The sequence below is a fragment of the Bacillus norwichensis genome, assembly GCF_014836955.1.
Taxonomy (GTDB): domain Bacteria; phylum Bacillota; class Bacilli; order Bacillales; family Bacillaceae_C; genus Siminovitchia; species Siminovitchia norwichensis.
Genome location: NZ_JACSPV010000021.1, coordinates 1 through 18,518, shown reverse-complemented (window position 1 = coordinate 18,518; position 18,518 = coordinate 1). Strand labels below are relative to the sequence as shown.

The window sequence follows — 18,518 nt, the reverse complement described above, 5'->3', positions numbered from 1 at the left end:
CGGGTGTTTTTATTATTCAGTTTCTCCCATTCTTTTTTGTTCTTTTAGGAGATCCCTAATTTCAGTTAATAGTTCAATATCCGGTTCCACTTCCGGTTCCACTTCCGGTTCCGGCTCTTCTTCTTCTTTCTGGATTTTTAGTTTAACTAGAAGCTTGATAAACAGGAAGATGGAAACTGCAATGATAAAGAAATCGACAATACTTTGAATAAATATGCCATATTTAATCACAGAATCCCCAACCGTTATGGAAAGTTTTTCAAAACTGTGCCCGCCAAGAAGAACCCCGACTAAGGGCATAATAACATTCTCAACCAATGAGGACACAATTTTTCCGAAGGCTCCCCCAATCACAACGGCTACAGCCAAATCCAATATATTGCCCTGACTCGCAAACTTCTTAAATTCTTCCCACATTCCCATCAACCTTTCAAAAAATATGTCTCTTTCATATTTTACATAAGAATTGAAATTTCACAAGAAAAAATACATTCCGGCTATCTGTTGCAAGAAAGGCAGCTTTTAGAGAAAATAATGATATAAAGAGAGAATGGAGAAGAAGGAACATGAATAGTCATAAACGCACTACAAAAAGTATTGTCAGCTGGATTCCCCCACTCCTTCTTGCATTAGGATTGGTGATTGCCATCAGATCTTTCCTCTTTTCCCCCATGATTGTGGATGGCGCGTCAATGGAGCCGACACTCCATGATCATGAAAGAATCATTGTCAGTAAGACGATTTCCTGGGCGGGAGAGGTAAACAGAAGCGAAATTGTCATCATCAAAGGGGAAGATCCAAAAACAAATTATGTAAAAAGAATCATCGGGCTGCCTGGTGACACGATTGAGATGAAAGATGACCAGCTATTTATAAATGAAAAGCCAATAAAAGAGCCCTATCTCAAGAAAAATTTGAAAGTTGCCCAAGAAAAAGGAAAAAATCTAACAGAGGACTTTGGGCCGATCATCGTTCCCGAACATAATTTTTTTGTCATGGGGGACAACCGCTTCAACAGTATTGACAGCCGGAGCAGGCTCGGCTATTCTCTCGGCTTCATTGAGAGAGACAGGATTATCGGAAAAAGCAAGTTTGTCTTGTTCCCTTTGAAAAACATCCGATTAACAAAATAGAGCGATAATAATGTGCCTTCGCGACGTATGACCTGGTTGAATTGAGAAAACAGCTTAGCCCGAAGAATACGAGACAAATTATGAGGTTGATAGTTTCAGGTTTATTCGGCGTTTAAACAGAGCAAAACCCGCCATGAAGATCTTCCCAATCTTCCCAAGCTTCAATTTAGAACGGCTTCCGTTTCTTCCGCCGGAGCATCTAAGGCTGTCGAGAAAACCCTCGACAGCCTTTTTCTAAAATCCTACCAAAATAATGACTGCTAACCTATATGAGAATGCTGTCCGGAATACGAAAAACTCTCCGAAGGCTAGAAATGCTGTTGTACATGTTTAAATTTGATCCAGAATAAACTACAAATCTTTCGTACAACTTATTGACAATAAAAAAGCTTCCTTTACTATCAGCAAAAAACGGGCACTAAGCCCGTTCTAACATCCACTTACCTGTCCAAGCATTCTCTTTCTATTATAATTCTACAATTCACCCGAAACCTTCCTACTTATAAAATCTTTAAAAGCCAAAGCTACTTGCTCCCCATCAACTGATGATAATAAAAGTTTCTCTTAATTACACAACCTTAAAACCCTAAAACGTCTAAAACTATTTCCGAATAAAAATATGCCCTCTCAAAGAACGAGAGGACGTAACCTTAGCAACATTCAGCATAATTCTTTCAACTTAAGTTAAAAGCTCCAAAGCCTTAACTGCTCTTCTGATAAATATTAAATTGATTTTTCCCTTTTTTCTTTGATTCATAGAGCGCGCGGTCCGCTTTATTATACAGGCTGTCAACATCATCTCCATCATTTGCTATGGCAATGCCGACGCTGATGGAAATATCAATTTGATTCTTTTCATAGATTTCCTGGAACTGGCGCTGCATTCGTTTAATGAGCATGGAAGCAGCCTCTTTCAATTCGTCTTCTCCGATGTCCTGGAAAATCACGACAAATTCATCCCCACCCAATCTGGCAGCATGATTATCTTTTCCTGCACTTATCAGGATTTCTTGTGCTGCCGCTTTGAGTATTTCATCCCCTTCGGTATGACCAAGGCTGTCGTTCACCATTTTAAAGTTATCAAGGTCAATCATCATTAATGCAAGGTTGCTTTTCTTTTTATCCAAGTATTCTTTAACCAATTCCTCAAAGGCCGCCCTGTTGTTCAGCCCTGTCAATAGATCATGAAAAGCGAGATACATCGGCCTTGCCACTCGCTGCGCGATAATCCATGAAATGACGATAGCTGCAATGAAAATGACAGAGAGCTGAATGATTAATTCCTTGAGGCTTTGATTCAGCGCCTTATTCAACTCATCCTTGTTATACGCGATTTCCACAACTCGGCTTGTAGAATAGCCTCTTCGCTCTTCCGCTTTGTACGGAACATAATGATAAGTAATCTTCTTCCCATCTATCTCCTGCTCCGTCTCCTTGACTTTTCCGGATTTCAAAGCTTTGCGGAAAGTCTCCCACTTATCTTGCGAGTTTCTCAGATCTTCTTCTTCCTTTTTAGCGCTGCCCAGAATGAATCCTCCACTATTATAAACCTTGATGGATTCAACCATAGAAAACCGCTCGTCCAGTTCTTTTTCAACTGCTAAAAAGTTGAAATGCTTAAAAATCTCCCCATTTTCCAATGAAACACCCAGCTCAATGATATATTTATTATCTGGAGTAGGAATATAGCTGAACTTCTTTATTTCTCCGCTATGCATAGAAATATCCATTCCATCATGAGAGAATTTCCCCTCATTCCTTCGCTGGTCCAACAAATTAGAAAAATTGACGCAGCATGCGCCGAAATCAAGTCCGATATCATCATGTACACTGCTGTAAGTCACGACATTCTGATCGTTAAGGATATATACATCCATTTTATATTTCTCGTTTAATCTCTTAAAATCCCATTTCTCAAAGTCCGGATTTTTTTTATATAGTGAAATCAATTCTTCCGAATAATCTTCCATCATCTCAGCCATATCCTTGTCAAAAAGCATATAGGCCTTGTCAATGGAATGTAAAGAGCTCAATATATTATCTTCTATCAAACTAAGCTTCAGTTCATGTTCCTGAAACAGTTTATTTCTAATCTTTTCCTGGTTGATTAAAGCAACTACTAATGATATGAATATGGAGAACGCTATCATAATCAATGTTAGATGCAGTCTGAAGTTTTTATTCATTGGAGGCTGCACTCCTTTTATTATCAAATGCGCCTTGGCGTATTTGCGCCCAGATTTTATCGAGCTTTCGCTCGATAATTTCCTCTGAAAATCTGTGGCATCCGCCGGAGGCTTTCACTTTATTCAGCCTGGATTTGCCCCCCGCTAAATGGAATACCAATAGGCATTCATCTCACCACTTGCAGAAGTGGCAAACTTCTGCTGAATAAAGCTAAACAAAGATGATCAGGACAATTATACTATTTGCTGAATAAGTTGGGAACTAAAAATTATATAAATCATGGAAATTGACTTTTGATAGCTCCAACAGTCCTTTATAATTAAGTATACATTTATTTCTCCACTCTTTTATAAGTGAAAGTGAAGTTTTCTATTCCTTTTTGCGGTTTATTCCTATATTCACTATTGCTACAATTTAAAAAAGAAAGACTTAAACTTCAAAAGGAGAGATGAATAAATGGATGCAAGAAATTTCCGTAATTGTGTAGGCCACTTTGCAACAGGTGTCACGGTGATCACCTGTGAAACAGAAACAGGTACTCATGGACTGACCGCCAACTCATTCACTTCAGTTTCCCTGGACCCGATGCTGGTTTTAGTATCTGTTGATCGAAATGCAAAAGCTTTGAACGCCCTTAAAGATAACAAGTTTATTGTAAACGTTTTACAAACGGATCAGCAGGACACTGCTATGCACTTTGCTGGCCGGCCAAAAGAAAGTTTACCTTTTGAATGGGAAGAAGGGAAACTTGGAAAGCGTATCAAAGATTCATTAGCATTTATAGAGTGCGAGCCTTGGGCTGCTTATGATGGCGGTGACCATGTTCTTTTTCTCGGAGAGGTAAAAAACTTTGAATATCGTACCGGACAGCCTCTACTTTATTACTGCGGACAGTTTTCCGAAATTGCTGCAAATTCATAATTGAATATTGCCATTTTTCCTAAAAAGAACTGGGGGTAAGAGATGGATGAAAGCTAGCCAATTATTTTTTGATAATCTGCTGGAAACAAATCCGCGCACGGGAATGATTACTTTTAATCATAAAAGGATGATATTGGTTTCAGTTGAAGCTCTTGGTCTTTTACGCCGCGACTTAATTAATACCCTTGGCATAGATAGAGCAAAGGGGTTTCTCATGAGATATGGCTGGGAATGGGGAAAAAAAGACGGTGAATCTCTGACATCCATGTATAAATGGAAAAATCGCAAGGAATTAATATTAGCAGGGCCAGTATTACACACGCTTGAAGGAGTAGTGACGGTAGAACCTGATCAAATTGAATTGAATGAGGACTCACTTTACTTTACAGGTTTTTGGAGAAATTCTTTTGAGGCAGAAGAGCATATTGAGTGCCATGGACATGGCCCAGATGAAGTATGCTGGATTCTCTCCGGCTATGCCAGCGGTTATTTAACAAGCACTTTTGGACAAGATGTTATTGCATATGAAGAGACCTGTATAGGAAAAGGTGATCCTTATTGCCAGTTTACAGCAAAAACAGTTGATCAGCTTGAAGGCAAGCACAAAAAATATCTAGGCTATTACAAAGCAGAATCCCTAGTATCAGAGTTGGACCGCGCCTACAGAGAATTGAACGATATCAATCAAAACATTGTTGAAGCGGATAAATTCCAGCAGGATTTAACTGACTTTCTGCTTGAAGACAGCCCCCTTTCCGAAACAGTTGAATTCGTCGCAAATTCCATGCAGAGGAGTCTTGTAATCGATTACTATAACAGAAAAATTGAAAGCGCTTTTTTAAATGAACTTGATGAAACAGTCTACAATAATTGGTCAGACAATTTCATTTATACGGAGGAAAGGGATAATGACATCTCCACCTTCCCAATCAGGGCAAATAATATCAATCTGGGACGTCTAGTTGTGATCGGCCAGAAGAAGATGTCTCAAAAAGACCAGTTGATCATTAGCAGGGCTCTCTCTGTCTTTACTATTCAAATGTATCATGATTGGAAAATCGCACGCTCCCTTTGGAAAAAGAAAGAAAACTTCTTTGAAGAAATCCTCAGCAGTTTTGATAGTGGAGATTTCGAGAGGTTCTCCCACCTGTTTCATTTTCTGCCAAGCAATAAGAACAGGGTCCTTTCCATAAAAGTAGAGCCTGCAGAATTCAGACAGGATGTCATGCAATGTATAAAGCTCGACCCAGCGAATACGAATAAGGATATATTTACGAACGATGATTATATCTATGTCGTGCTAGCGTGTGAAGTAGACAAAAAGCCACTTGATGAGGCCACAAATATGTTATCCCAGCTAAGCAAAGAGTTTTGCAATCTCAAGTTTTATATTGGAATAGGCAGGGAGTCGCAAGATATGCCGACATTGAAAAAAAGCTACGAGGACTCTCGGTCAATCAGTGACTTTATCCATCTTACCAACCCATCCTCCAACATTATCTCTATATATGAAGACGTCAAATCTATGATGATGTTTTTAAAGGGAACGGATCAAAACGAGCTGGTTGACTTTTATAAAAAAACAATTGGAGAGCTTGTCGACTATGACAGTTCCAACCAATCTAACTTCTTAATTACTTTAAAGACCTATCTCGATAATAATGGTAACCTTCAACAGACTGCCGATGAACTTCACCTGTCAATAGCTGGGTTGCGGTACCGCTTGGAAAAGATTGAGGGTTTGTGTGACGTGGACTTAAAAACCGGAGAAGGACGTTTTAATTGCCAATTGGCTCTCCAAGTCTATTTCGCAATATCCATTAATGGCAATAAAAACGAAGATGATGATTCAGTAACTTTAAATGCTTAACAGACCGAGACAAAACTGATTGAAACCTTAAAAAGTGCGAGAAATCAATTTTAGAAATGTTGATTTTTCGCACTTTTTTGATGTGATTTTTTAAAATTCCACTTAAAGAATCTATTTTTATCCCAGCCTTTTTTTATTGCATTCAACAACACCGTAAATTCTGCTAGTTTTTTATTTTATATCAGTATTATTTTGCACTTAAAATTATTCTGAAAAGACTAGATAATAAAATCATCAGTTGAAAGCGCTTTAACTGGATAATCCCCCCTAAGGAGGTTTCATATGATTACGCAACAAAAGACACAATTGCCATTAACCGGAAAAGAATACTTGGAAAGCTTGAAAGATAACCGCGAAGTATGGATCAACGGGGAAAGAGTCAAAGATGTAACCACTCATCCCGCCTTTAGAAATGCGGCGAGATCCATTGCACGCCAATACGACGCATTACATGACGAAAAAACAAAATCCATTCTGACAACTGCAACGGACACTGGAAATAACGGGTACACACAAAGATTCTTCCAGTTTGACAGAACAGCTGATGATCTCCTCCGTTCAAGAGACGCCATCGCTGAATGGGCCAAGATTACTTACGGACAAATGGGTAGATCACCTGATTACAAGGCTGCTTTCTTAGCCACTTTAGGGGCGGATCCAGAATATTACGCACCTTATGAGGAAAATGCAAAGTTTTGGTATAAAGAAGCACAGGAAAGAAACTGGTTCTTTAACCATGCCATTATCAATCCCCCTGTAGACCGCAACAAGCCAATGGAAGCCGTAAACGATGTCTTCATCCGGGCGGAAGAAGAAACTGAGGAAGGAATCATTGTAAGCGGTGCAAAAATGGTGGCTACCGGGTCCGCTTTGACCAACTATAACTTCGTTGCACATTACGGTGCTGTCCCTGTAGGATCTGAAGACATGGCTCTCGTGTTTATCACGCCGATGGATACACCTGGGGTCAAGCTGATCTGTCGTCAGTCTTATGAAATGCAGGCAGCTGTCATGGGAAGTCCTTTCGACTACCCACTGAGCAGCAGGTTCGACGAAAACGATGCTGTTTTGATTTTTGAACGAGCATTGATCCCATGGGAAAACATTTTAATTTACAAAGACGTGGAAAAAGCAAATAACTTCTTTCCTGAAAGCGGATTCCTGCATCGTTTCACTTTTCACGGGGTAACAAGATTGGCTATAAAGCTGGACTTCATTGCCGGATTACTGTTAAAAGCTGTCAAAACGAACGGGACAGATCAATTCCGTGGTGTACAAGCTAATGTCGGTGAAGTTCTGGCCTGGAAAAACTTATTCTGGTCATTGAGTGACTCAATGGCATTGAATCCAGACGAAGGCAGAAACGGAACCGTTCTTCCGAACCTTAAATATGGTCTATCCTATCGGGTGTTTATGTCAGAAGGCTGGCCAAAAATCAAAGGAATCATCGAAAATGTCGTAGCCGGAAACCTGATCGTTCAGCCATCGAGCGCAGCGGACTTTAAAAACCCTGAATTGAGGCCTCTAATCGACCGCCTTTATCGCGGTTCGAACGGCATCACTTCCCTTGAAAAAATCAAGCTGATCAAATTGCTTTGGGAAGTTGTAGGGACAGAATATGGCGGACGTCATGAGTTATATGAACGAAACTACTCAGGAAACCATGAAAATATCCGCTTGGAAAACTTGACTGTAGCCAATCAAACAGGTGCAGCGGATAAATACATCGCATTTGCCGATCAGTGCATGGCTGACTATGACTTGGACGGATGGGTAAATGACACTTGGATTAACCCGGACGATGTTAACTACTTTAAGAACTAACCCATTTGGCATGAGGAGGAATCATCGTGAGAATTGTGAATGATAACGAGCTTTCCCTACCAGCTTCAGTTGTGTCCATCGGGGCATTTGACGGCTTGCATAAAGGACATCAGACACTGATTAAACAAGCAGTTAGAAGGGCTGATGAGCTTGAAGTGCCTTCTGTTGTTTATACGTTTGATCCTCCTCCTCGAGCCTATTTTCAAAATCAACGGGTTCTGACAAGCATTGAAGAAAAGTTAGCCCTAATCGAAAAATTGAATGTCGATTACACGATTGTTGCAAACTTCGACCAGCATTACGCATCAAAGCCACCGGCTGACTTCATCACAGAACTGAGTCAATTAAATACCCGCGAAATTTGGGTTGGAAGTGACTTTCATTTCGGAAAAGGGAAACAAGGAAACATTGAACTGCTCTCAAACTATTTCACTGTCAATATTCACCCTTTCATCACCTGTGAGCAGGGTGAAAAAATATCATCCACTAGAATCCGAGAACTACTGCAAAATAATGATTGGTTGGAGGTTTACCAGCTGCTGGGAAGAAATAATCTTAAAACCATAGATATTTAATATTGAGGAGGAGTATTTATGCAAAAACAATTAACCAAGAAAAACGAGCGCGTTGAAGAGGTCTACAATTTGTTTATCAAACACATCCAGAACTTTTTAACTGAAGCAAAATTGAACCATGAGGAATATACAAACTTTGTCAACTGGGCGGATCGGTTAGGCCGGACTGGTGAACTTCCTCTTTATGCAGATGTTTTTCTTGAGACCCATGTACTTAGGGCAATGTATACTGACAAACCAGGAACACAGCCTTCTCTCCTCGGTCCATACTTTGTTGAAGGCTCTCCGCTAGTGGAAAAAGAGCCGGGCAAACCGCTAGTTCTCACACAGCGCCCGAATGAAGCAGGTAAGCCCCTGCTCTTTAAAGGAAATGTAAGCAGTACAGACGGTATGCCGCTAGCGAATATCCGAGTGGAAATGTGGCAAAATGACGACTCCGGTAAATATTCCTCCTTTGATTCCGATGCTCCAAAATACAATTTGAGAGGACATTTCTATACGGATGAAAACGGAGATTTTGAGGTAAAATCAATCGTTCCGCTTCCTTATTCCATTCCGGCTGATGGACCAACGGGAGAATTCTTGGGCTACATGGACCAACATCCAATGCGGCCAGCCCATCTTCATCTCATGTTTGAAGCCGATGGGCATGAAACGCTGATTACTCAAGTCTTCTTTGAAGGTGACGAATGGCTGGAAACAGATGTGGCGGATGGCGTACGTACTGAGCTCGTAACAAAGTTAGAAGACAAGAACGGCCGCAAAGAAGCTTCATTAAACTTCGTGATGCGCCGAGAGTAAAGAATCATCACTAAGGGGCATTGCAAAATGTCCCTTTCAGTTTTGCCTAAAAACCAAGAAAATCGGAGGAGATACTACGTGTCTGCCATCAAAATCAAACGCATTACCACAGAACTATTAGATATTCCCATTAAGCGGCCGCACCAATTTTCGACTGAAAAAGTGGCTACCAAAAGCTTCGTTTTAACCCGAATAGAGTTGAGTAACGGTGTAATCGGCATCGGTGAAGGAACTACTCCAGGCATCTGGTGGAACGGAGAGAGCGTTGAAACGATGAAGCTTGTCATCGACCAATATGCCGCCCCCCTTCTATTGAATGAAGAAGCCGGTTATATCGAAAGACTCCTGCAGAAAATGAACCGGCACATCCGCGGCAATGCTTTTGCAAAAGCGGCAGTAGAAATGGCTTTGTTCGATGCGCTTGGAAAGACATATAGTGTGCCAGTCCACCAATTGCTGGGTGGTCTGCAGCAAGACAGGATTCAAGTCAGATGGGCGCTTGCATCCGGGACGCCCAAAGGTGATATCGATGAAGCCAAGAGCTATGTTCATTCAGGCACCTATGCCAATTTCAAGACAAAATCTGGACATGACTCTCCTAGTGAAGATGCCTTGCGTAATATCCGTATAGCGGAAGGACTCGACGGTCTCTCCACAATCGGTATTGACCCGAATGGCTCCTGGAACCGAATTACTACAATGAAATGGATGGGAGCTTTTTTTGACGCAGGTATCGATTTCCTGGAGCAGCCCCTGCCTCCTGAAGACATCGAAGGGCTGGCTCGCCTGTCCTCAATGAAAAAAGTACCCATTATGGCTGACGAAAGCTTGGCTTCTATTCAAGATGCCCTGCAGCTGGCGAAAGAAAAAGCGGTGGATATTTTTTCCTTGAAAATTCATAAATCAGGCGGGATGAAAAACACTGTAAAAATTGCTGGTATTGCTGAGTCAGCCGGAATTGCCTGCTTTGGAGGAACTTCGCTTGAAAGTTCGATTGGAACTGCCGCCTGTGTTCACGCTTATGCATCCATCCCGAACCTAAACTATGGCAGCGAGCTGTTTGGCCCAGCCTGGCTGGCAGATGATCTTGTGAAAAAACCACTCACTATCAAGGATGGCTTTATTTTTGTGCCAGAATCCCCTGGTCTTGGCGTTGAACTCGATGAGAAAAAAGTGGAGGAATACAAAAGGAAAGATGTGAAAGGAGCGTTGTCAATATGAGACATTTGCCCGCACCCTCCCTCACCTTTTTATGCGATATGGAGCTGACAGTTGAAGGGGCTCACCTGCCCGGCAAGACCCCTAACGGAAATAGGCGGATCATACGCGTCACCGGGGGCTCACTGCGTGGGGACAAATTAACAGCTGAAGTAGTTCCAGGAGGAGATGATTGGATCACCGTCCAGGAAGACGGAACAATCATTCAAGATGTACGCATTCTTCTCCGTACGAATGACGGAGAACTGATTATGATGGCGTACCGCGGTATCCGCACTGGAGACCTGGAGGTCCTTGAGCGACTAGATAACAACGAAGAGGTAGATCCAGACGAGTACTACTTCCGGACTGCTCCCATCTTTGAGACAGCCTCTTCCAAATATAACTGGCTGAACCGGCGACTCTTTGTGTCTAGGGGCATCAGGCTTCCCGGAAAAGTCAATTATTCCATTTATACAGTTGATTAAAAGTGGAAAGCAGGGATTTATTAACAATGGGACAATATATAACAACAAACAAAGGAAGGAATTTTTATGTCCATGAAACTCCTGGTGAGCAGGGAACTATTATAGGCTCGCATGGCCTTACCGGCAATCATAAACAGCTCCAATACTACCAGGAAGCTTTTTCAGGCACCTATCGATTTATTAGCTATGATATTTTAGGTCGTGGAAACAGCGGAGCGGCAGCCGAAACCAGCTCCATTGAGACCCATGCTGATCACCTGCTTGATTTGATCGCCACGCTGGAGATTGAACGTCCTATCCTTCTAGGATACTCAATGGGAGCGTATATCAGTGCCATTGTCGCCAGCCAGTTGGCTGATACGGACGGCCTGATCCTCCTTGATGGCGCTGGTCAGGCAGATGAATCCACAAAGCAGCTTGTTCTCCCATCTTTGGAGCGTTTGAAAAAAACTTATTCGAACCCTAACCAATATGTGGAGGAAGCAAAAAAGCTTTATACTCGTCTGAATATTGATTGGGATCAACAGATGGAAGAGGCAGTCCTTTATGAAATAGCAAAGGATGAACACTTCTGGAGAAATAAATCCAACCTCCAAACCATCACACGTGACTTTGAAAGCTTCTACACTTTCAAATCCGAGAACGTGTTTGCTCATATCGAGTGTCCTGCTTTTCTGCTAATTGCTACTGGAAGTATTGGAGATCAAGGACCGCTTTTTAAAGAAGAAGGCTATGCTGAGATAAAAAAACAGCTCTCAAGACTTCAGACCGAAGTCACTCCAGTCAACCATTATGAACTGGTATTTAACAAGCAGCCGAAGATCATCAGCCAAATTGAAGCATTTTTATCTCAAAAGGGAGTGAAATCATGAGCACCATAAAGCTGACGAATGCACAGGAATCCATACAAAAAGTGGTTCGAAGCGGAGACTCCATCATGGTTGGCGGTTTTGGTCTAATCGGGAGTCCCCTAACATTGATTGATGAATTAACGAGACACTCTGCAACAGATTTGACGATTATTAGCAATAACGTTGGCGAAGCCGGAAGAGGGCTCGGACTTCTCCTTCAGCAAGGAAAAATAAAAAAGGCCATTGGCTCGTATTTTACAAGCAACCGGGAAGTGGCTCAATGGTATAACCAAGGCAAGCTTGAAATACAGCTTCTTCCACAAGGAACCTTTTCTGAAGCAATCAGATCTGGAGGAGCTGGTATCGGAGGCTTTTATACAAAAACAGCCGTTGGTACCGAGCTCGCCAAAGGCAAAGAAACAAAAATAATCGATGGTGAGACATATCTGTTTGAAAAGGCCTTGAAGGCCGATGTAGCTCTCATCCGTGCCGAAAAAGCAGATACAAAAGGTAATCTGGTCTATTATAAGACTGCTCGGAATTTCAATCCAATTATGGCAACAGCAGCAAACTACGTCATTGCTGAAGTCGATCAGATCGTTGAAGAAGGAGAACTTTCTCCCGAAGAGATTGTGACCCCTCACCTCTACATTGATGCCCTAGTCACGAGTCGGCTGATTCTTACGAAAGAAGGAGTGAAGAAAGCATGAGCATCAAAGAAATGATCGCTAAACGGGCAGCAAAGGAACTCACTCCCTATTCGATTATCAATCTCGGAATCGGGATCCCCACACTTGTCCCTGATTACCTAGATCAAAGTCAGTTTTTTTTGCATACTGAAAATGGTCTTTTAGGCGTGACTTCTGTAGAGGAGGATAAGATTGACCCTCTCCTCGTTAATGCGGGAAAACTTCCTATTGGAGAAGCTATTGGGGCATCTTACTTTCATAGTGCCGACTCTTTCGCAATGATTCGAGGCGGCCATGTCGATGTTGCTATTCTCGGCGCCCTGCAAGTAGATGGCAGTGGACTTGTTGCCAATTGGGCCATTCCTGGCAAGGATATTATCGGAGTCGGCGGCGCCATGGACTTACTGTCTGGCGCTAAAAAGATCATCATCACAATGAGTCATGTATCGAAAGATGGCACACCAAAGTTTGTAAAAGAGTGCACATTTCCAATCACTTCTACGAGAATTGCAGATGTCATTATCACAGACCTCGCCGTTTTTATTTGGAAGGAAGAAGGTTATGTATTAACCGAACTGATGGGGAACGCGACTTTGAGCGAAGTAAAAGAAAAAACGACCGCCCACTTCTCCATTAGTGAAGAACTTCTCCAAAAGGAGGAAAGTTAATGCGTGAAGTGGTAATTGTCGATGCGGTACGGACACCGATCGGAAGATATAAAGGCGCTTTGAAGGACGTTCGGCCAGATGATTTGGGTGCTGGAGTAATCAAAGCGCTGCTAGAACGGAATCCCAACCTGCCACCGTCAGAAATCGGAGACGTGATTTTTGGGAACGCCAACGGAGCTGGTGAAGACAATCGAAACGTGGCGCGCATGTCACTCCTTTTGGCAGGACTGCCAGAAACCATAAGCGGGACAACCGTTAACCGGCTGTGTGGTTCTGGACTGGATGCCGTCAGCCTGGCAGCCCGATCAATCCTGTCCAACGAGGAGGATGTGGTCATTGCAGGAGGAACGGAAAGCATGACACGTGCCCCCTTTGTCATGGGCAAACCGGAGAGAGATTTCCCGCGAGGAAATATGGAATTATTTGATACAACCATTGGCTGGCGCTTCATCAATCCAAGAATGCAAGAAATGTACGGGACAGATTCCATGCCACAAACAGCGGAGAATGTTGCTAGAAGATATGGAGTTTCACGAGAGGACCAGGACGAATTTGCGTACCTCAGCCAGGAGAAGGCGAAAACCGCGATAGAATCCGGAAGATTTGCGGAAGAAATCTCACCAGTTTTCATCAAGGACCGAAAAGGCAGAGAAACAGTTGTTGAAATAGATGAACATCCACGCCCGGATATCACACTAGATAAACTGAAAAGCCTCCCTCCCCTATTTGCCGAAGGAACAGTGACAGCAGGAAATGCCTCTGGTGTAAATGACGGTGCTGCCGCCCTTTTACTTATGAGCGCCCAAAAAGCAAAAGAGCTCGGACTAAAACCTCTTGCAAAGTTTGTTGCATCTGCAACAGCCGGTTTGGAACCAGCGGTTATGGGCTTGGGTCCTATCTACTCGACTCGCAAACTATTGGAGCGTACAGGATTGACAATAGAAGATTTTGACCTAGTAGAGCTCAATGAGGCTTTTGCCTCCCAATCACTAGAATGTATCAAACAATTAGGACTTCATATAGACAAAGTCAACGTCAACGGCGGAGCCATCGCACTTGGACATCCCCTTGGGGCCAGTGGCGCCAGGATCTTGACAACCCTTATCTATGAAATGAAAAGGCGGGAAGCAAAACGCGGGCTAGCTACTATGTGTATAGGTGTGGGACAAGGCATCTCACTTATAGTGGAAAATATCCAAATTTAGCCATCATGAACAAGGCCATTCTTCAACCACCACAGGGAACCGACTTGACCTTTACCTGGCCATCTCAAGCCGCCACATCCTGTGGCTTTAGTGGCACTAGTACTTCCACTTTTAATAAAATTTCCTATTACAAGATATACTTCTTTACGCAAGAAAATAACGACTTTTTAACCGAGTCGTTATTTTCTTTGTTTATTCTATTTCTTTGAGTACCGTTTCTATATTTGTTAAACGAACATTCAACTCATTTATTGCTTTCATCTGCTGTTGTTGTAAGGCTGAACTCTCTTTATCTAATTTTAATCGTTCCTCTGCACGATTTTCCACTCTTCGAACAACACGGATAATGTACATCAGTATAACAATAAACAATGCTACCGGTAAAAGTAGAGTTCCCAATGATACTATCTGAAACAACATGTCCTCCACCTCCAAGAAACCCCTTTCAATTTTATTTAATGGAAGCTTCTTACCCCTTCCTTTTTTTGATGCTTAAACTATCAGCTACACTAGAAATTAAATGTTCATCCAGCTTTATGCAAAAAGAGCTGACTTCATAAAATTTCATGGCTTTTCCATCTTCAGCAATTTCATGCTGTCCCTTTATTAATTGAGCTTCCTCCAATTTCCGTAAATGTAAATACAGCAGCGGTCTGCTAATGCCTAATTCCCTTGCTAATTGACTAACATATTGTCGTTCTTGATGAAGTGCAGCGATAATTTTCAGTCGATATGGATTAGAGAGTGCTTCCAATATTTTTAATAGTTCATCACCAGAATTGATATTTTCCATATGTAATAATTTTATTACATATATAATAAAAAAAACAACACCCTATAAAATCTAGAAAGTACATGACTAATATACTAAATCAAGCCTCAATATCGTATGCTTTCCTTAACGCTTTCTTAACTCTGAGGGACAGACTACTCAAATACTTCTCTTGAATATTAATTTTTACAAACAGTTTTGTTACAATCTACAAGACCTTTTTCTCAATTATTGTAATATGAGACTACATAACACTATAAATTGACAAAAAGTGCTAAAATAATGATTATAAACTTGGAAAAAGGCGGTGGTTATGATAAAAAGATCCATAATCTGTTTGGCTTCGGTACTTCTTATTTTTTTACATACAAATATAACAGCAAAAGCTGCAAGCACCATTCATATCGCTGTTAACAAAGCAAATATTCGGAGTGAACCTTCCAATACAGCCGATGTCGTTGCGAAAGCAAGCAGGAACGAACAATTCCAAGTACTGCAGGAAAAATTCGGATGGTATAAGGTCCAACTCCCAAACGGAGGTACAGGTTGGGTTGCCGGATATATAGTTGATAATGGTGGGCAAAGCAGTGGAATAAGTAAAAAGGGCTCGATTACAACCGATAATGTCTATGTCCGAAGCAATCCCTCTTTAAGCTCTAACATTATTGGTAAATTACATAAAGGCGATCCGATAACAGTGACTAGTGAAAGCAATGGCTGGGCAAATGTTACTTATAGCAATCAAAGTGCTTGGATTAGCAAACAATTCATCCAATTTGGCGGAGAGATAGAAGCAAATAAAAACGAGTCTTCTGGAACCGACGGATTCATCTATATTTCAAATGATCAGACCAATCTCCGGGCAAGCGCTGATACGTCAGCTCCCGTCATCACAAAAGGGTCGCCAGGAGAAAGATATCCGATTGTTGGACAAGAGGGTGACTGGTATAAAATTACAACAGCTAGCGGCCGGGAGGCGTATGTAGCAAGTTGGGTTGTTTCATCCAATAAAAATACATCCTCACCAGGAAAGCCTACAGCTCAATCAACAAATCAGTCTCCAGGACTTTCCGGAAAAACAATTGTTCTTGACGCTGGACATGGTGGGAATGATCCAGGCTCTGCCAATCAAATAGGCGTGTCTGAAAAACAACTCACAATGCAAACAGCGAAACGGCTACAGCAAAAACTCAGTGCCGCTGGGGCGAACGTTATTTTAACCCGTTCAGATGACCAATACGTCAATCTTGACTCACGGGCTTCAGCCGCAGACAACAACAATGCTGATGCATTCATCAGCATTCATTACGACAGTTCCACTAGTCCTGAGGCAAACGGGGTCACTGTGTACTACCATCATGGGTACCAGTATGACCTTGCCAGCAGCGTCAATGAAGTACTTAACCATTCACTCTCTCTAAACAACAAGGGAACACGCTTTGGCAACTATCATGTCATCAGGGAAAATAGCAGACCAGCCACCTTACTTGAACTTGGCTATCTAAGCAATCCAAATGAAGGGCAGTATATTGTAACAGATTCCTATCAAGAACTTGTTTCAAACAGTATTTATAATGGACTGCAATCATACTTTAAATAAAAAACGAGGCGGACTTTCCGCCTCGTTTTTTATATCTATTAAGAAGCAATATTTAACTCGTCACTTTGTTTCGTTGCAAGCGAAACAACAATCATGACGACAAAGCTGACAGCAATACCATAGATAATCGGCGTCGTTGCTGTAATTCCTTGAATGGCAAGGCCTGCCAATATCACGATTGAACTTGCTATAATCGCATAGAACGCTGCTTTTCCAGTAGCCCTTTTCCAAAATAGCCCCAAAATCACCGGAGCAAAAATTCCCCCAGACAATACAGCATAGGCTACATCAAGTGCAATAAGAACATCCTGTATCCATAAGGCGCACACAATTGTCAAAAGCCCGATCACTGTTGTCACTATTCTTGAAAGCTTCAAATATTGCTTATCCGTTACATCCTTTTTGAAAAAGCGCTTAATAATATCATTTGAAATTAAGGTTGATGAAGCGAGAAGGGTTCCAGAAGCAGTTGACATCAATGCCGATACAACAGCCGCAATAACGAGTCCCAGTACTCCCGATGGTAAAATAGTGACCGCCATGCTTGCAAAGGTATTCTGTGTATCCTCCAAGCCAGGTAAAATAACGAATGCACACATTCCGATTATAGCGACTGCTATTCCATAAAACAGGCTGTAAATCCCGGCAGCAATCGTACCCCCACGGGCAATTTTGATCGTTTTAGCTGTAAGAATCCGCTGCCAAATATCCTGCGCAACGACCATTCCCAATGCAAACAATAGGAAATATTGGAAGATTTGATGGCCTCCGATTCCTGAAAAGGTAAAATACGTATCAGGCAATTTAGCCTGCAAAGCAGACCAGCCGCCTGCTTTAGACACTCCTAGTGGAAGCATGATAAAGAAAATTCCGATTGTCATGATGATAAATTGAACAATGTCTGTCATGGTAACTGACCACATGCCTCCAAGGATCGTATAAAATAATACGATGCCTCCGCCAACAAGCATGGAAACGGTTAAGTTCCAGCCAAGCAGAACATTTAAAATCGTTCCCATCCCAATGACCTGCGTAACCGATACCATCATGGCGTATGTAGCTGCAATTACAGCACTTACAAGACCAGCTTCAACACCGAAACGCCTGCTTAAATACTCACTGATAGTCATAACTGAAAGATTGGAAATGCGTTTGGCCAGAAAAATCCCCAAAAGCATGATACCCAGTCCCAGCATGACTACTAGCCACATACCGGACAATCCAAATTCGTATCCAAGCTTTGTTGAACCTATTGTTGAGGCACCACCTAGAATAACAGCACCTAGACAACCAAAGTACATGAAAAAACCCAAATTCCGGCCAGCCAAAACATAATCTTCCGATGTTTTAGCCCGTCTTGAACCAATTACTCCGACTACGACAAGCAGGAGCAGATAGACTATCATGATAGCAACATCTAGTGAATTTATCATACCGAATTCCCCCTTTGCTCCTCAATTTTTAATTCTAGGAATTCTCCGTCTTCAGCTTGTCGTCTTTTCTTTAAAGCAATCAATGTAATCATTTCGTACATAACCGCTGATGCAAGTACCGCAGTGATTTCGTTGGCATCATAAGTCGGCAGCACCTCTACAAGATCAAAGCCGACAATATCCAAGCCATCAAGTTTCCGGACATATTCCAGTGCTTCATAGCTGGTCGGTCCTCTCATCCCAACCTGGATAGAGTGCTCCATATCAAGCAATCCTTCTTCTGCAGCACGCCTAAAAGGGGTTC

General features: G+C 42.0%; 19 protein-coding genes. 13 read left to right on the top strand and 6 right to left on the bottom strand.

Annotated elements, in window-relative coordinates:
* Positions 1 to 12 precede the first annotated feature (12 nt).
* A complete protein-coding gene (gene mscL, locus H9631_RS12775; protein ID WP_191813370.1) occupies positions 13 to 417 on the bottom strand; it encodes a large conductance mechanosensitive channel protein MscL in 405 nt (134 codons plus the stop codon).
* A 149-nt stretch (positions 418 to 566) separates the two neighbouring features.
* Between mscL and lepB the strand changes: the two genes are divergently transcribed.
* Complete coding sequence (gene lepB, locus H9631_RS12770) at positions 567 to 1,133, top strand: signal peptidase I (RefSeq protein WP_191813368.1); 567 nt, start codon at positions 567 to 569, stop codon at positions 1,131 to 1,133.
* Between the two features lie 701 nt (positions 1,134 to 1,834).
* Here lepB and H9631_RS12765 read toward each other — a convergent pair.
* On the bottom strand, positions 1,835 to 3,319 hold the full coding sequence (locus H9631_RS12765) for a GGDEF domain-containing protein (RefSeq protein ID WP_191813366.1): 1,485 nt from the start codon (positions 3,317 to 3,319) through the stop codon (positions 1,835 to 1,837).
* A 457-nt stretch (positions 3,320 to 3,776) separates the two neighbouring features.
* Here H9631_RS12765 and H9631_RS12760 point away from each other — a divergent pair, with 457 nt between their 5' ends.
* The 11 genes from H9631_RS12760 to H9631_RS12710 all read left to right on the top strand — a co-directional run bounded on the left by H9631_RS12760 (position 3,777) and on the right by H9631_RS12710 (position 14,409).
* Positions 3,777 to 4,241: a flavin reductase family protein gene (locus H9631_RS12760; RefSeq protein ID WP_191813364.1), complete on the top strand. Its 465-nt coding sequence runs from the start codon at positions 3,777 to 3,779 to the stop codon at positions 4,239 to 4,241.
* A 46-nt stretch (positions 4,242 to 4,287) separates the two neighbouring features.
* On the top strand, positions 4,288 to 6,111 hold the full coding sequence (locus H9631_RS12755; RefSeq protein WP_191813362.1) for a XylR N-terminal domain-containing protein: 1,824 nt from the start codon (positions 4,288 to 4,290) through the stop codon (positions 6,109 to 6,111).
* 282 nt (positions 6,112 to 6,393) lie between these two features.
* Positions 6,394 to 7,935, top strand: a complete 1,542-nt coding sequence (locus H9631_RS12750) for a 4-hydroxyphenylacetate 3-hydroxylase N-terminal domain-containing protein (protein ID WP_191813360.1) — start codon at positions 6,394 to 6,396, stop codon at positions 7,933 to 7,935.
* Between the two features lie 26 nt (positions 7,936 to 7,961).
* Positions 7,962 to 8,510 (top strand): adenylyltransferase/cytidyltransferase family protein, encoded by a 549-nt coding sequence (locus H9631_RS12745; protein WP_191813358.1) that lies wholly within the window; start codon positions 7,962 to 7,964, stop codon positions 8,508 to 8,510.
* Between the two features lie 18 nt (positions 8,511 to 8,528).
* Positions 8,529 to 9,311: a dioxygenase family protein gene (locus tag H9631_RS12740; protein WP_191813356.1), complete on the top strand. Its 783-nt coding sequence runs from the start codon at positions 8,529 to 8,531 to the stop codon at positions 9,309 to 9,311.
* A 78-nt stretch (positions 9,312 to 9,389) separates the two neighbouring features.
* Positions 9,390 to 10,532 (top strand): muconate/chloromuconate family cycloisomerase, encoded by a 1,143-nt coding sequence (locus H9631_RS12735; RefSeq protein ID WP_191813354.1) that lies wholly within the window; start codon positions 9,390 to 9,392, stop codon positions 10,530 to 10,532.
* Positions 10,529 to 10,996 carry a DUF3237 domain-containing protein gene (locus H9631_RS12730; protein WP_191813353.1) on the top strand — a complete coding sequence of 156 codons (468 nt, stop codon included), beginning with the start codon at positions 10,529 to 10,531 and terminating at the stop codon, positions 10,994 to 10,996. Before H9631_RS12735 ends, H9631_RS12730 begins: the two co-directional genes overlap by 4 nt.
* Before the next feature lie 26 nt (positions 10,997 to 11,022).
* Entirely contained in the window at positions 11,023 to 11,868 is an 846-nt protein-coding gene (locus H9631_RS12725; RefSeq protein WP_191813351.1) for an alpha/beta fold hydrolase, read from the top strand.
* Positions 11,865 to 12,557 carry a CoA transferase subunit A gene (locus H9631_RS12720; protein ID WP_191813349.1) on the top strand — a complete coding sequence of 231 codons (693 nt, stop codon included), beginning with the start codon at positions 11,865 to 11,867 and terminating at the stop codon, positions 12,555 to 12,557. Before H9631_RS12725 ends, H9631_RS12720 begins: the two co-directional genes overlap by 4 nt.
* A complete protein-coding gene (locus H9631_RS12715; protein WP_191813347.1) occupies positions 12,554 to 13,204 on the top strand; it encodes a 3-oxoacid CoA-transferase subunit B in 651 nt (216 codons plus the stop codon). The genes H9631_RS12720 and H9631_RS12715 overlap by 4 nt, the downstream gene beginning before the upstream one ends.
* Complete coding sequence (locus H9631_RS12710; RefSeq protein WP_191813345.1) at positions 13,204 to 14,409, top strand: 3-oxoadipyl-CoA thiolase; 1,206 nt, start codon at positions 13,204 to 13,206, stop codon at positions 14,407 to 14,409. Before H9631_RS12715 ends, H9631_RS12710 begins: the two co-directional genes overlap by 1 nt.
* 192 nt (positions 14,410 to 14,601) lie before the next feature.
* On the opposite strand, the gene H9631_RS12705 is transcribed toward H9631_RS12710, so the two are convergent.
* Both H9631_RS12705 and H9631_RS12700 read right to left on the bottom strand, forming a co-directional pair.
* A complete protein-coding gene (locus H9631_RS12705) occupies positions 14,602 to 14,829 on the bottom strand; it encodes a hypothetical protein (protein WP_191813343.1) in 228 nt (75 codons plus the stop codon).
* A gap of 49 nt (positions 14,830 to 14,878) precedes the next feature.
* The gene (locus H9631_RS12700) at positions 14,879 to 15,202 is read right to left on the bottom strand and encodes an ArsR/SmtB family transcription factor (protein ID WP_191813342.1); all 324 of its coding nucleotides are present in this window, start codon (positions 15,200 to 15,202) and stop codon (positions 14,879 to 14,881) included.
* A gap of 292 nt (positions 15,203 to 15,494) precedes the next feature.
* Between H9631_RS12700 and H9631_RS12695 the strand changes: the two genes are divergently transcribed.
* Positions 15,495 to 16,781 carry an N-acetylmuramoyl-L-alanine amidase gene (locus tag H9631_RS12695; protein WP_191813340.1) on the top strand — a complete coding sequence of 429 codons (1,287 nt, stop codon included), beginning with the start codon at positions 15,495 to 15,497 and terminating at the stop codon, positions 16,779 to 16,781.
* Between the two features lie 38 nt (positions 16,782 to 16,819).
* Here H9631_RS12695 and H9631_RS12690 read toward each other — a convergent pair whose 3' ends face one another.
* Positions 16,820 to 18,211 (bottom strand): sodium:solute symporter, encoded by a 1,392-nt coding sequence (locus H9631_RS12690; RefSeq protein ID WP_318246808.1) that lies wholly within the window; start codon positions 18,209 to 18,211, stop codon positions 16,820 to 16,822.
* Positions 18,211 to 18,518 (bottom strand): arginase family protein (locus tag H9631_RS12685; RefSeq protein ID WP_191813336.1); only part of this gene is annotated, 308 nt, incomplete at its 5' end. The genes H9631_RS12690 and H9631_RS12685, both read right to left, overlap by 1 nt.

Coding starts and splice junctions, on each gene's coding strand:
- mscL (WP_191813370.1), bottom strand. CDS start 417: ATGTGGGAAGAATTTAAGAAGTTTGCGAGTCAGGGCAATATATTGGAT.
- lepB (WP_191813368.1), top strand. CDS start 567: ATGAATAGTCATAAACGCACTACAAAAAGTATTGTCAGCTGGATTCCC.
- H9631_RS12765 (WP_191813366.1), bottom strand. CDS start 3,319: ATGAATAAAAACTTCAGACTGCATCTAACATTGATTATGATAGCGTTC.
- H9631_RS12760 (WP_191813364.1), top strand. CDS start 3,777: ATGGATGCAAGAAATTTCCGTAATTGTGTAGGCCACTTTGCAACAGGT.
- H9631_RS12755 (WP_191813362.1), top strand. CDS start 4,288: ATGAAAGCTAGCCAATTATTTTTTGATAATCTGCTGGAAACAAATCCG.
- H9631_RS12750 (WP_191813360.1), top strand. CDS start 6,394: ATGATTACGCAACAAAAGACACAATTGCCATTAACCGGAAAAGAATAC.
- H9631_RS12740 (WP_191813356.1), top strand. CDS start 8,529: ATGCAAAAACAATTAACCAAGAAAAACGAGCGCGTTGAAGAGGTCTAC.
- H9631_RS12730 (WP_191813353.1), top strand. CDS start 10,529: ATGAGACATTTGCCCGCACCCTCCCTCACCTTTTTATGCGATATGGAG.
- H9631_RS12725 (WP_191813351.1), top strand. CDS start 11,023: ATGGGACAATATATAACAACAAACAAAGGAAGGAATTTTTATGTCCAT.
- H9631_RS12720 (WP_191813349.1), top strand. CDS start 11,865: ATGAGCACCATAAAGCTGACGAATGCACAGGAATCCATACAAAAAGTG.
- H9631_RS12715 (WP_191813347.1), top strand. CDS start 12,554: ATGAGCATCAAAGAAATGATCGCTAAACGGGCAGCAAAGGAACTCACT.
- H9631_RS12710 (WP_191813345.1), top strand. CDS start 13,204: ATGCGTGAAGTGGTAATTGTCGATGCGGTACGGACACCGATCGGAAGA.
- H9631_RS12705 (WP_191813343.1), bottom strand. CDS start 14,829: ATGTTGTTTCAGATAGTATCATTGGGAACTCTACTTTTACCGGTAGCA.
- H9631_RS12700 (WP_191813342.1), bottom strand. CDS start 15,202: ATGGAAAATATCAATTCTGGTGATGAACTATTAAAAATATTGGAAGCA.
- H9631_RS12695 (WP_191813340.1), top strand. CDS start 15,495: ATGATAAAAAGATCCATAATCTGTTTGGCTTCGGTACTTCTTATTTTT.